9 protein-coding genes are annotated in these 12979 nt (G+C 59.8%); 2 read left to right on the top strand and 7 right to left on the bottom strand.

What is annotated here, in order from left to right; genetic code table 11:
* Window positions 1-25 precede the first annotated feature (25 nt).
* Window positions 26-796: a transglutaminase-like domain-containing protein gene (locus MLD63_RS13705; RefSeq protein ID WP_137457499.1), complete on the top strand. Its 771-nt coding sequence runs from the start codon at window positions 26-28 to the stop codon at window positions 794-796.
* Window positions 786-1715, top strand: coding sequence for a cation diffusion facilitator family transporter (locus MLD63_RS13700; protein WP_090735052.1), 930 nt, complete (start codon window positions 786-788; stop codon window positions 1713-1715). Before MLD63_RS13705 ends, MLD63_RS13700 begins: the two co-directional genes overlap by 11 nt.
* A gap of 414 nt (window positions 1716-2129) precedes the next feature.
* Here the strand turns inward: MLD63_RS13700 and MLD63_RS13695 are convergent, their stop codons facing one another.
* The 7 genes from MLD63_RS13695 to MLD63_RS13665 form a co-directional block, all read right to left on the bottom strand.
* Complete coding sequence (locus MLD63_RS13695; RefSeq protein WP_255330491.1) at window positions 2130-3602, bottom strand: HsdM family class I SAM-dependent methyltransferase; 1473 nt, start codon at window positions 3600-3602, stop codon at window positions 2130-2132.
* A 784-nt stretch (window positions 3603-4386) separates the two neighbouring features.
* Window positions 4387-6018 (bottom strand): AAA family ATPase, encoded by a 1632-nt coding sequence (locus MLD63_RS13690; RefSeq protein ID WP_255330490.1) that lies wholly within the window; start codon window positions 6016-6018, stop codon window positions 4387-4389.
* The gene (locus MLD63_RS13685) at window positions 6018-7805 is read right to left on the bottom strand and encodes a restriction endonuclease subunit S (protein ID WP_255330489.1); all 1788 of its coding nucleotides are present in this window, start codon (window positions 7803-7805) and stop codon (window positions 6018-6020) included. Before MLD63_RS13685 ends, MLD63_RS13690 begins: the two co-directional genes overlap by 1 nt.
* A complete protein-coding gene (locus MLD63_RS13680) occupies window positions 7802-10552 on the bottom strand; it encodes a type I restriction endonuclease subunit R (RefSeq protein WP_255330488.1) in 2751 nt (916 codons plus the stop codon). The genes MLD63_RS13685 and MLD63_RS13680 overlap by 4 nt, the downstream gene beginning before the upstream one ends.
* A 90-nt stretch (window positions 10553-10642) precedes the next feature.
* Window positions 10643-11032 carry a ParB/RepB/Spo0J family partition protein gene (locus MLD63_RS13675; RefSeq protein WP_255330487.1) on the bottom strand — a complete coding sequence of 130 codons (390 nt, stop codon included), beginning with the start codon at window positions 11030-11032 and terminating at the stop codon, window positions 10643-10645.
* Window positions 11029-12354 carry a recombinase family protein gene (locus MLD63_RS13670; protein WP_255330486.1) on the bottom strand — a complete coding sequence of 442 codons (1326 nt, stop codon included), beginning with the start codon at window positions 12352-12354 and terminating at the stop codon, window positions 11029-11031. The genes MLD63_RS13675 and MLD63_RS13670 overlap by 4 nt, the downstream gene beginning before the upstream one ends.
* Entirely contained in the window at window positions 12351-12803 is a 453-nt protein-coding gene (locus MLD63_RS13665; protein WP_255330485.1) for a DUF2924 domain-containing protein, read from the bottom strand. Before MLD63_RS13665 ends, MLD63_RS13670 begins: the two co-directional genes overlap by 4 nt.
* Window positions 12804-12979: the final 176 nt, after the last annotated feature.

The following is a 12979-nucleotide window of genomic DNA, read 5'->3' as shown; positions in this document are numbered from 1 at the left end:
CTCGCCAGACTCGAGGAGATGCATCTTGCCCGCCATTGACCCCTTGCTGACAGCCACGCGGCTGCTGGATTTCGAAGCCGCTCCTATTGCGGATCTGGTCGCGGGCCGCGGCTGGCAGGCTTTTGGCGAGCATGACCGGATCGGTGCCGCCTATGATTTCGTCCGAAACGAGATCGCTTTCGGCTACAATCGTGCCGACGACATCCCGGCCTCAGAAGTGCTGTCGGACGGCTACGGCCAGTGCAACACCAAGGGCACGCTGCTCATGGCGTTGCTACGTTGCCTTGGCATTCGGTGTCGCCTGCATGGCTTCACCATCCACAAGGCGCTCCAGCGCGGTGTCGTGCCCGAGTGGGTTTATCCGCTGGCCCCCGCGGAAATCCTCCACTCCTGGGTAGAGGTCGAGACCGAGAATGGATGGATCAATCTCGAAGGGTTCATCCTGGACACGCCCTTTCTGAAATCGCTGCAACGGGCGTTCATCGAGATGGAAAGCCTTTGCGGCTACGGGGCCAGCACCGACTGCTTGAGCGGCCCACCGGTCGAGTGGACCGGCGACGACACATATATCCAGAAGACCGGCATCGCCCGCGATCTCGCAACATACGCTATACCAGACGAGTTCTACCGGGGGCATCGCCAGGACTTCGGCGCCTTGCGCGACTGGCTCTATCGCCACGTCATCCGCCACTGGATGAACAGACGCGTGCGCGCAATTAGGCGGGGCAAGGTGCCGCAAATCCCCGGCCTCGCTCGCCCGAACCATCTTCATGAGGAGACGCACCGTGCCGCATGATCACGGCCATGCCCACATCGATCCCGCATCCGGTGACCGGCGCGTGTCCATCGCGATCTGGGCGAACGCCCTTCTGACCGTCGCACAGATCGCGGGCGGCGTCGTTTCGGGCAGTCTCGCGCTGATCGCGGATGCGCTGCACAACTTCTCGGACATGGCGTCGCTGGTGATCGCTTTCGCGGCGCGCAAGATCGCGCGGCGGCCCGCCGACGAACGCATGACCTTCGGATACGGCCGGATCGAGATTGTCGCTGCACTGATCAACTACACGACACTCATCCTCGTCGGCGTTTACCTGATCTACGAGGGCGGTATGCGCATGATCGATCCGCCCGAGGTTCAGGGTTGGACCGTCGTGATCCTCGGCGGCGTGGCGCTCGTGGTCGACGCTCTGACTGCGGCGCTCACCTGGTCCATGCAGAAGGGCAGCGTGAACATCCGCGCGCTCTTCCTGCACAACCTCTCGGATGCGCTCGCCTCGGTCGCCGTGATCGTCGGCGGCACGCTGATCATTCTCTACGACCTGCGCTGGGTCGATCCCGCAATCACCATCGGTATCGCGCTGTATATACTGTATCTCGCACTGACCGAGATCGGCGGCCCGATCCGGACACTGATGCTGGGCAGCCCGCCGGATATCGACAACTCGGCCGTGATTGCCGCGATGCGGGACGTGGACGGCGTTACGGATGTCCACCACGTGCATCTATGGCAGATGCAGGAACACGAGGCGGCGCTCGACTGCCACGTGGTCGTCGCCGAAGATGGATGGACAAGAATTGAGGCCATCAAGGGCGAGATCAAAGCACGACTGAGCGAGCGCTTCGGCATCGCTCATTCCAGCCTCGAATTCGAGAATGAAAGGAACGCCCACACCAACGCCAACCTCTACGGTCACGGTAGTAATGGCCATGAATGATCAGGAGCACGAATTGACGGAAGAACGATATTATCTCGCACCTTCATACACTTAAGCGCAGGGCGGGCAGTGTCAGCTTGGTGGAGAAGGTTGGATATCAGGCCCATCCCCTCCGCCACTTGCCCTCGCGAACTGTTTCTCTGGGCCCGGGGGTGCGCGACTTTTATCGTGTTTTCAAAGGGGTTTGCGGGACAAGCTGAGTACTGCTTCCTCCGCTAGGAGGCACGGAAGCGGTCTCTCAGGGCCGATATTCTCCGGACCTCATGACTACGCGGATATGGTGAATAGCTTGTAACCCGCTGTAAAGAAGCTTTTTTTGCGAGGCTGCAGCTGAACACTTCGATTCCAGTCGCTCTCGCCGAGATGGAACCGAAGCCCAAAGCTCTCCGAGCCATATCGCACAGGACGCGGCGCTCACTCAGCCGAAACTGCTTCGAAACTCGCTAGAGCAGAACGAAGGTTCTCCATTATTTCCTCTGCCAAAACCTCCGGTTCCGGCAGGTTCTTGAGGTCGGTCATCGACGCATCCCGCAGCCAGAACAGATCGAGGCTAGCCTTGTCGCGGGCCAGAAGTTCTTCCCGGTCGAACGGGCGCCAGCGTCCGTCGGGGCTGTCCTCGCTCCACGTTGGGCTGCGCTCATGTCGGTTCCGTGGATTGTAGCAGGACACAAAGTCCTCGAGATGCGCGTAGGTCAGGGGCTTCTGCTTCAACGTGTGATGCACGTTGGTCCGGTAATCGTAGTACCAAACCTTAGAGGTCTGTGGATCAGGGCTGGCTGCGCGGTTGTCGAAGAAGATCACGTTCGCCTTCACGCCCTGTGCATAGAAGATGCCTGTGGGCAGTCGGAGAATGGTGTGCAGATCAGTCGTCTGAAGCAGTTTGCGCCGTATGGTCTCTCCCGCGCCGCCCTCGAACAGGACATTGTCGGGCACGACCACGGCAGCCCGCCCCGTTGTCTTCAGCATGGTCCGGATGTGCTGGACGAAGTTCAGCTGCTTGTTCGACGTGGTCGCCCAGAAATCCTGGCGATTGTAGGTGAGGTCTTCGGTCTCCTGCTCGCCTTCCGCGTTCGTGAAGCTCATCGAACTCTTCTTCCCAAAAGGCGGGTTCGCAAGAACGTAGTCGAAGGTCGCCGACGGCGGCGAGATCAGTGCGTCGGCCGGTGACACCAACGTGTCCCCGGTCATCTCGCCGATCCCGTGCAGGAACATGTTCATCAGGCAAAGGCGCCGAGTACCGGCGACGATCTCGTTGCCGAAGAAGGTCGCGTGCTTCAGGAACGCCTTCTGATCCTTGTCGAGCGGATAGTTGTCCTGGTCGGTCAGGAAATCATGCGCGGCGAGGAAGAAGCCGCCGGTCCCGCAGGCCGGGTCGGCGATGGTCTTGCCGGGCTCAGGACGGACGCATTCGACCATTGCGCGGATCAAGGCACGCGGCGTGAAATATTGGCCGGCGCCCGATTTCGTATCCTCAGCGTTGCGCTCGAGCAGCCCTTCGTAGATGTCGCCTTTGACATCGGCCCCAAGCGTCACCCACTTCGTGCCGTCCACCATGTCGATCAGACGGAACAGCTTCGCCGGATCGGTGATCTTGTTCTGCGCCTTGGTGAAGATCTGGCCGAGCATGCCTTTCTGCTCGCCCAGCTTACGCAGCAGCATGACGTAGTGCGCTTCCAGTGCCGCCCCGCGGCGCGAGGTCAGGCTGGCCCAGTCGAACCCATCTGGGATGCCCACATCGCGGCTGTAGGGGGGCTTGGCGTATTCGTCCGCCATCTTGAGGAAGATGAGGTAGGTTAGTTGCTCGAGGTAGTCGCCGTAGCCAACGCCGTCGTCACGCAGCGTGGTGCAGAAACTCCAGACCTTGGAGACAATCGGTGAAGTGTTCATTGTTTACCCTACGCCGTCGTCAAAACGGCTTCGATTAGTGGATTTTCTCGATGCCAATTCAGCACCCTTCTGGCGAACACCGAATACGTTGCTTGTGGTTGGATTGCCCGATGAAGATCCGAGATTGCATCATCGAGTCGTGTTCTCGCGTCAAGATTTCCGGCGGCATAGCTTTCATGCGCGACGCACGCAGCCTTTATCTTTTCCTCCAAGATAATTGCGTGCTTCCTCCGTTCTTCAACGAACGCTGTGTGATTCAGATGATATGCATTAATTGACACCTTACCGCGTTCAAACCGTTTATCCCCCTCATCTGCGTAAGCTGGCACTGCTCGGCCATCCGAAGAAAAGTCGATTTCCAAAGGATCGCCCGCTCTACATGGATCAATGAGCTTTGGTTGCTCGCAGCATTCTTCTGCGCAACAGGTCGCTCTTGGGGCTTCCTCGAACAAAGGAAACTGGTTTCCTTTTCCTCCGGTCTTCCCAGTCTCTTTGTCCTTACGAAGACTGTTGCAGAACGTACACGCAAACCGAAAGTTCGAAAACGTGAACGCAGACCAAGGATAAACTGATTTCGGTCGGAAGTGATCTACGGCTCCGTCGGACCGTAGGTCCTTGGACTCACAGTAAAAGCACTTTTGGTAAGAAGCTGCCTTGAGGTGATCCTTGCAGTCGCGCCATACGCTTGAGTGATCATCAATTCTCGCGGGCCCGTCCGCAAGCGCGGCAGCTGCGCGCTCGTCAAAGGCTTCAGGTCTGCTAGTAAACGCAAGATCAATGTATCTCACTGATCCGCCTTTCCCGACGATCTCGTTAAAGCGCCTTCCACGAGTTTCCGGGCCTCATCTGGATCTAGACTTTTCGCTTTTTGAACAGTGTCGGAAGCCACTAGTGCTGTGCGTTCCGCACGAGCACGTAGGTATTCTGTATAAACTGGATCTCGCATCTGGTAGTGAAATCCAAAATCTTCGAGCTTATTGGTTGCCTCTAAGAGTTCTTCTTTCTCTGTCTTGGTTAGGCGACTTTTCGCAGAGAGTGTACGCTGAGTTTCCAGCAGTTTCTGGGTCGTGGTGTCCACTGCAGCGTTCAGGTCAAACATCTCACTCGTTACCACGCCGGCATATCCCATACCCATCGGGTCCACGCTTGGTTCTTCTGCAGAAATGTTGAGCGTTTCGTCGTCACGCTTCAAGATCTGTACTTGCTCCTTCAGAAGCTCAGCAACTGCAATCGGGTTGTGCGTGGCCAGAAGGACATGGCTGGATTGAGTATTGTCGTTGTCATCCTTGAGAAAATCTCGAATATGCTGGATGTACTCGACGCTCCAGCGTGGGTTGAGATGAGTATCGGGTTCGTCGAGGAGGAACAGGCTTTCTTCGGCGGAGGTGAACTGCAGCAGGCCTAGAACCGTAAGCAACTGTTGCTCCCCCTCGCTCAATTCGCGGAAAGTCACCGATCCATCATTTTTCTTTAGTTTGACCCTGATCCGAACTTCGTCGATCAGATCGGAAACGTGTGTGCTCTCAAGATCGCGGAAAAACTCAGCCGACGTTTTTCCCTTTGCCAGCTCTCGCAGGGCATCAATATCCTTGGCATACAGGTACAGGTACTCTAAAGTTCTGGATCGTCGAACATCATACATCTCCCGACGCTTGATACGAATCGGGGCGAGCGAAATTTCATATAGCTTGCTCAAGAAATCGCGGACGACTCCTTTTGAGTTCCAGAAGCGACTATCGCCTCCTGTCGCCTTATTATTGTACCAATATGGCTGCTTCAGGACGAACAGAACGGATTCTATGCCACCGTCTTCCAGGCCAAGTTGCTTTTGCAGAAATGCGTCGGTCTGAGCTTTGTTGTTCACAATGAACGACAGCAGCACGAAGTTGCTGTGAACAGGCTCGGCGAAGAACATTCGCTTCAGGCCAGGGTCGTTATCCGCGATCAGCTTGTCGTCGTAGTTCTTGAGGTAGGCGCGGAAAACCTCCCTCATCCGCTCGCTTTCACCTGAGTAATAACCGAACAGGAAGCGCGGCAGATGCTCTGATGCTTCGCCGATGAGTTTCGTTCTGCTGATCGTTTTTCCCTCAAGATCATCGAAAGATGCGCCGACAGGATAGGGTTCTGGATGCTCGTCCTTCCTGACTGTCTTTGCTCGGTAGACCTCCTTTCGGTTGGGGTCAGCGTCGATAAATACCCAGCGGTCCTGGATTTCATAGGCGATGCGATACTTGAGCGATGGCACACGCTCCGACATCAAGAGGTCGCGAAAGATGACAGTCAGGGCTTCGAGAACATTGGACTTGCCGGTACCGTTCCGACCGATCAGCACGGTAATCAGGTGATCCTGAGAGAAATCAATTGTCAGGTCCCTGAGGTTCTTGTACTCGTCCACCCAAAGCCAATCGATGCGCATCAGCTCACCTCGGTTTTCGCAAGGCGCAACCAATCTTCGTTACCGCGCCTTTCAACGTCGATGGCACCGTCTTCGACAAAATCTTTGAGCTGGAGATAAAACGCCTCGACGTCGTCTGAGGTCGATCCATCGCCGATCCCCAACTCCTGGGCCGCCTTCGCGGCCGAGATCCAGCTTTTCTGCTCTTCGAGCACTTCGATCAGGTCGGTCAATGTCGGCCTCCTTGCCTTGGGTGTGCGTGGTGGCGCAGATTTTCTGTCGCGTTTGGCCGCTTGGTCTCTTTCGGCCTTCTCAGCCTTGATCCGCTCCAGCAGAGCGGAGGCGGGTTCGTCGTTGGGGTCCTGGGGGACGAGGTGGCCGGAGAAGGCTTTTTTCAGGATGGATTGGCGCAGGGCGTCGGCGCGGGTTAGGGCGGCGTCGATCTCGGCTTCGAGTGCGTCGGCGGCTTCGAGCCGTGCGTCGAGGATGCGGACGATTTCGGATTGCTCGTCAGCGGAGCAGATTGGGACTTGTAGTTCCTGCAGCTCCTTCGCGTTGATGTTGTTGACGCCGCTCGTGGACTTCGCCTTGTTCTCGATTTGGCCGCGAACGGTCGGCTCCATCATCAGATAGACGAGGTTCTTGGGAACCAGCGATCCGGGTATGGGGCGAAGGCGTATCAGATAGCCTGCATAGACGAATTGCGTGTCAACTGGTCGAACCAATGCTGGCTTGCCGACCAATGAAAGGCTTCCGTTCGATCGAATGGTCAGCACGTCGCCTTCGATCAATTGGTATTGCTCAAGCTCCGCCTCGTCGAAGTTCGAAGACTTGAGGTCGGTCGCGTCTATCACCCCAGCCGCGATGTTAGGGATGCGCAGAACGCCTTTATTACCACCATCGTAGTCGCTCTTCTTCGACGTCCCGTATGCCGGTTCGTCGATAAGCAGGCCGAGCGGCATCATGGTCCATCCGTGTATACCGATGTCAGTTGCTTTGGCTGCAATGTCCCGCGGCCGCTTTGGCTTCGCGGGTTTCTTGCCCTTCTCACCATAGGCGCGCCACTGGGCGAGGGCGTCTTGCCAGGCGTCGAGGGCGGCTTTGTAGCGGGTGTCGCGTTCGTGCTGGATGCGGGCGAGGAGGGTTTTGGGGGCTTCCAGTTTGTCGGCGTTCTGCGCGCGCCAGTCGGCGGTGAGGCGGCCTTCGAAGGCGGATTTCAGCAGGGACTGGCGGTAGAGGCTGAGGGTGGTGCGCGCCGCTTGCAGGCTCTCGACCCCCTTGTCGATCTCGTCGAACATCGCCTCGATCTTCTCAACGATGCGGCGTTGTTCGTTGGTAGGAGGGAGCGGAGCCGGAAGCACACCGAAGGCCGCGCCAGAGAGTTCTTTGAACGTCGTGCCGGTCGCGCGTTGCTCGGCCATTTGTTTGGAGGCTTTGAGATAGTGATACAGGTATTCGTTGAAAATGCCGGTGTACGGAACCACCGACTTGAACCCCTGATTTGTTGCAGCCGGCACCGAATTAATAGCGACGTATCCAACCGGAGCGCGGGATGAAAACATCACACTGCCAGCGGGCATGATCCGCGCCGACGAGTTTGCAAGGCCCTCTTCGGTCAGTGTTTTTGCGCCGCGCGCTATGAATTTCTGTCTATATCCAGTGAGGTCAGATGGCGCGAACCAGATGATGTCTCCGTCCCAATAGTCGCGGACCTTGGTTGAAGGAGTGGCACCGGAAACGATGTCCCCGAGTACCTTGATGACTGTCCATTCCCAAGACGAAGGGACTTCCCACAAATGCTCCGTCATGCCGAGAGCGCCTCATTCATCTCGGTCATGACCTTGTCCATCCCGTCCCCGAAGAGCGCGTACATCTGCCCCATCCCGCCCTTGCCGTCAAAGGGAGACATGTCCAGATCGTCGCGCTCGATGGTGAAGGAGGTGGCAAGGTGGTCGCGGATCATGCGCAGCCAGTCCATCTGCTCCTCGGTGAACTTCTCGCCCGCGCCTGAGTGGCGGTTCAGGATCCAATTCTGGAAGTTGCGCCGCACCCGTTCGGAATGGCGGGTGAGGGTTTCATCGAGCCCGGTGACCCGGCGGATCAGCGCCACCAGCGCGGTGAGGTCGCTGGCGGGGTTGCTGCCCTTGTAGTCGTCAAGATGCGCATAGGCACGCCAGACAATGAGTGGGGCGAGGCGCGGGCGATCCTCGGTCAGCTTCTTCATCACGTCCTTGATCATTGCGAAGGTCACCTCGGACCGGCGGGCGGGGGTGTTGAAGTAGATGGCCAGCGCCTCGATCTCGTCCCGGTTCTCGGTCAGGTACGCCTCGAACTCCTGCGCGATCTGTTTGGCGTTCTCCGCCACATTGCCCGCCCACTCGGCGCGCAGGAGCGTGTCGAGGTTGTCATGGTCTATGGTCTGTTCGTTGTCGCGGCGGATCGTGTCCATCAGGTTGATGAGCGGCCCGGTGAAGACGTTGGCGGCGTGTTTGATCCGTTCCTCGCGCGCTGCCTGCATCGCGGTATCGTCGGGCTCTGGGTGGCCGGCGGCCTTGGCGTCGGCCTCCACCTTGTCGGGGTCGATGGCGTCGAAGAGGTCGCGCACTATGGCAGTGAGGGATGTGCCGGCCTCGGTCGTGATCTTCTCCTGATCCTCGGCGCCGAGCTTGTTGTCGAGCCGTGACAGGCGGGCGGCGAGGGAGCTGACGGTTTCCTCGGACCGGTCGCCCATCATCAGCCCCATGGCGAGGTCCTTGAAGGTGATGGAAGGCTTGGTGTCGAGCGGCTGGCTGGCGGTCTTGAGCGACTTGGTGACGCCGACGGCATCGACGATCACGTAATGGGTCTTGGCTTTAGCCGAGGGCGTGACAAGTTGCAGGCGGTCGGGATCGATGACCCGGGTGCCACGTCCCTTCATCTGTTCGAAGTAGTTTTTCGACTTCACGTCGCGCATGAAGATCAGGCATTCGAGCGGTTTGACGTCGGTGCCGGTGGCGATCATGTCCACGGTCACGGCGATGCGCGGGTAGTAGTCGTTGCGGAAGGCCGAGAGTGAGGATTTCGGGTTCTTGGCCCCGTTCGTGATCTTGCGGCAGAAATCGTTGCCCTCGCCGAACTCCTGCCGGACGGTCTGGATGATGTCGTCGGCGTGGCTGTCGGTCTTGGCGAAGATCAGGGTCTTCGGCAGTTCCTTGCGTCCGGGGAAGATCTCGGGCCATTTGTCATGGAAGGTGCGGATGACGGTGCGGATCTGGTCCGGGTTGACGACGGATCGGTCAAGTTGGGTCGCAGCGTAGGCTTGTTCGTCGTCCTGCGTTTCCCAACGGCGCGCGCGGGTTTCGCGTTCGCGTTTCTCGACCAGCTGCTCGGCCTTGAGCGTTTCGCCGCCTTGGGTGATCTCGGTCTCGATCAGATAGATTTCGTTGCCCACGTTGACCTTATCGGCGACGGCCTTCTCGTGGGTGTATTCGCTGACGACGTTCTTTTGGAAAAACCCGTAGGTGCGGTTGTCGGGCGTGGCGGTCAAGCCGATCAGGTAGGCGTCGAAATACTCGATGACCTGGCGCCAGAGGTTGTAGATGGAGCGGTGGCATTCATCGATCACGACGACGTCAAAGTATTCCGGCGGCAGCTTGGCGTTGTAGACGACCGGCAGCGGCTCCTTGCGGCGCCATTTCTGTTCGGCCGGGTTTTCGTCTTCGGCGCCCTCGTTCAGCTCCTCGCCCTTGAGCGTGGCGTACATGCGCTGGATCGTGGAGATGACGACCTGGCTGTCGTTCGCGATGGAGGGCGAGGTGAGGCGCTGGACGTTGTAAAGTTCGGTGAACTTGCGGTTGTCGTCGTTCGGGATGAAGGCCATGAACTCCTGTTCGGCCTGCTCGCCGAGGTTCTTGGTGTCGACGAGGAACAGGATGCGGCGCGCGCCTGCTTGCTTAAGCAGGCGGTAGACTTGCGTGATCGCCGTGAAGGTCTTGCCCGAGCCGGTGGCCATCTGGACAAGTGCACGGGGCTTGTCGGATTTGAGCGAGGTTTCAAGGTTCGTGATTGCCTTGATCTGGCAGTCACGCAGGCCATTTGGATTGAGCGCCGGAAGGGCCGCGATGCCCGCACGCAGGCTCATTGGAGCTTGTGCCCAGGACTTGAGGGTTTCGGGGCGGTGAAAGGTGAAAACCTCACGCGAACGAGGATTGGGATCGCGGGCATTGGTGAAGCGGGTCACCTGACCGGTACTCTCGTAGAGGAACGGGAGCGGTTCGGCATTGGTGACCCATTTCAGCTTGGCGTTGGCGTATCCTTCGGATTGCTCCTCGACCGAGGTCAGGCGGACACCCCAGTTGTCGGGCTTGGCTTCGACCACGCCGACCGCCTGCCTGTCGACGAAAAGGACGTAGTCGGCGGGTCCGATGTCTGTCTGGTACTCGCGGACGGCCACGCCAAGGCCGGCGTTGAAATCGAGCGCGTCCTTGTCCTGGACATGCCAACCGGACGCCCGCAGGCGTTCATCGGTCCGGTCCCGGGCGAGCTGCTCGGGGGTTTGGTTGACAGCCGGTGGCACGCACTAAGCCTTGAAAAATCTCATCTTCTGCGAGAATGCTTCCAGCGCAAAAGAAATGCAAACACCTCTCGTTTGTCGAGAGGAGTAGTCCTACGCTGGCATGCCGCGTACGACTTGAGACGACCACTCCATCGGAAATGGCTCCAACAGCCGCGACAGCGTCATCTCCGGTCCCTGCTTCCCGTCCAGGATCGCCTCGACGATGTTGGGCGCGAGCAGGGTCAGCCGCAGGACGCGGGTCATGTAGGAGGGTGCGATCCCCTCGCGCTCGGCCAGTTCGGCGATGGTCGCGAACTCGCCCGACTCAAGCATCCGCTTCCAGCGGAACGCGCGAGCCAGTGCCTTGACCAGCGTGTTGTCGGTCTTGCGGGGCTGGGTGGCGCCTTCCGGCAGCTGCATCTCCTTCCGCCCGCCGCGCTTCACTACGCGGAACGGCACATGGAGCGTCACCGTCTCGGGGACCGGCGTGCCGCGGGTCATGCAGCCGCTCCCATTTCTCCGGCCAGCATCTCGCGCGCGAGGCTGCTGAGTCCGTCGACGCGGAGCCCGACGTTCAGCCCGTCGGTGCCTATGTCGACACGGTCGACCAACAGCGCCACGATGCGCGCCTGTTCGCCGGGGAAGAGTTCGCCCCACAGCGGGTCCAGTTGCTGCAGCGCCGTGCGAGCGTCGGCTTCAGAGATATCGCCGGCATGGACACGTGCCGCCTTCCACGTCCCCGCAACGATCTCGGGCTGGCGGAACACCGCGCGAAGCTGGTCGATTACGGCGGCCTCGATCTCACCTGCGGGAACGCGTCCGACCGGACACGCCCCCGCGCCGTGCTTCAGCACCGTCTGGCTGACATAGTAGCGGTAGAGCCTGCCGCCCTTGCGGGTGTGGGTCGGCGAGAACGCGGCGCCATCGGGACCGAAGAGTAGTCCCTTCAGCAGCGCGGGCGTGTCGGCGCGAGTCCGGGCGGCGCGCTTGCGGGGGCTTTCCTGCAGGATGGCGTGAACCTTGTCCCAAGTCTCGCGGTCGATGATCGCGTCGTGTTCGCCGGGATAGCTGTCGCCCTTGTGGACCGACTCCCCGAGGTAGGCGCGGTTGCTGAGCATCCGATAGATGAACTTCTTGTCGATCCGGTTGCCGCGCGGCGTCCGGATGCCGCGTGCGCCGACCTCCCGCGCCAGTTCCGTGCAGGACCCGATCTCGACGAACCGGGCGAAGATCCAGCGGACATGCTCCGCGTGTTCATCGTCAATGACGAGCTTCCGGTTCTCCACTCGGTAGCCGTAGGGCGGCACCCCGCCCATCCACATGCCCTTCCTGCGGCTGGCGGCAAACTTGTCGCGGATGCGCTCGGCGGTGACCTCGCGTTCGAACTGGGCGAAGGACAGCAGGATGTTCAGCGTCAGCCGCCCCATGGATGTCGTTGTGTTGAAGCTCTGCGTCACCGAGACGAAGGTCACGCCGTTCCGGTCGAACACCTCGACCAGCTTGGCGAAATCCGCCAGCGAGCGGCTGAGGCGGTCGATCTTGTAGACGACGACCACGTCGACCAGCCCGTCCTCGATATCCTCCAGGAGTCGCTGCAGGCCGGGACGCTCGAGCGTGCCACCGGAGATCCCGCCGTCGTCGTAATGATCGCGGACCAGCACCCAGCCCTCGGAGCGTTGGCTGGCGATGTAAGCCTCGCATGCCTCGCGTTGAGCGTGCAGGCTATTGAATTCCTGCTCCAGCCCTTCCTCGGAGGATTTCCGGGTGTAAACTGCGCACCTCAGCTTGCGGACGAACTTCGATTTTTCGGGCGGCTTTGTCATCTCCGCCCCCTATGGTTCTTGAGGCCAAAGAACACCCACCCGTTCCAGCGCGTGCCGGTGATGGCGCGCGCGATGGCGGACAACGATTTGTAGGGGCGGCCCTGCCACTCGAAACCGTCCGCCGTGACGGTGACCGCGTGATCGACGCCCTGCCACTCGCGGATAAGCTTGGTGCCGGTGATCGGCATGGCGTCGGCACGGATCCGGCTCTTCTTGCGATCGCCGCCGTCGAGTTCTTCCCCGAGCCGCTCGAGCCGCCGAACCGTCTCCGATTTCAGCCCGCCGTAGGCCAGTTCTTGGATCCGGTAGGCGAGCCGGCTCTCCAGGTAGCGCCGGTTGAAGGATGGCGGCTCACTGTCGAAGAGATCGCGCCATTGCTGTTTCAGGTCGGGCGTCGTTGCGGTCCTCAGCGCGGCTAGGCGCGCAGGAATGGGATCGGGATTGTTCATGCGGTTCTCCGTTGAGTTGGAGGTGCATGGCGGCATCGGTCGGGCGGATAGTGTAGGGAACTTTCTCCAAGATCGTCACATCGTTCGCTTGCCTCCCGCAGCCGCAACCGAACGAGCCCTAGTGCCAGAAGACGGCACAGCTCGGCACGGCGTTCGAGTGGCCGGAGATGACGGGG

Source organism: Paracoccus albicereus, assembly GCF_024359525.1.
GTDB lineage: Bacteria > Pseudomonadota > Alphaproteobacteria > Rhodobacterales > Rhodobacteraceae > Paracoccus > Paracoccus albicereus.
Note: the sequence above shows the minus strand (reverse complement) of the source record. Positions and strands in the feature narration are given on the sequence as shown.

Bases quoted from the DNA above. Each gene is read 5' to 3' on its own strand.
- MLD63_RS13695 (WP_255330491.1), bottom strand. From the start codon at position 3,602: ATGAACACTTCACCGATTGTCTCCAAGGTCTGGAGTTTCTGCACCACG.
- MLD63_RS13690 (WP_255330490.1), bottom strand. From the start codon at position 6,018: ATGCGCATCGATTGGCTTTGGGTGGACGAGTACAAGAACCTCAGGGAC.
- MLD63_RS13685 (WP_255330489.1), bottom strand. From the start codon at position 7,805: ATGACGGAGCATTTGTGGGAAGTCCCTTCGTCTTGGGAATGGACAGTC.
- MLD63_RS13675 (WP_255330487.1), bottom strand. From the start codon at position 11,032: ATGACCCGCGGCACGCCGGTCCCCGAGACGGTGACGCTCCATGTGCCG.
- MLD63_RS13670 (WP_255330486.1), bottom strand. From the start codon at position 12,354: ATGACAAAGCCGCCCGAAAAATCGAAGTTCGTCCGCAAGCTGAGGTGC.
- MLD63_RS13665 (WP_255330485.1), bottom strand. From the start codon at position 12,803: ATGAACAATCCCGATCCCATTCCTGCGCGCCTAGCCGCGCTGAGGACC.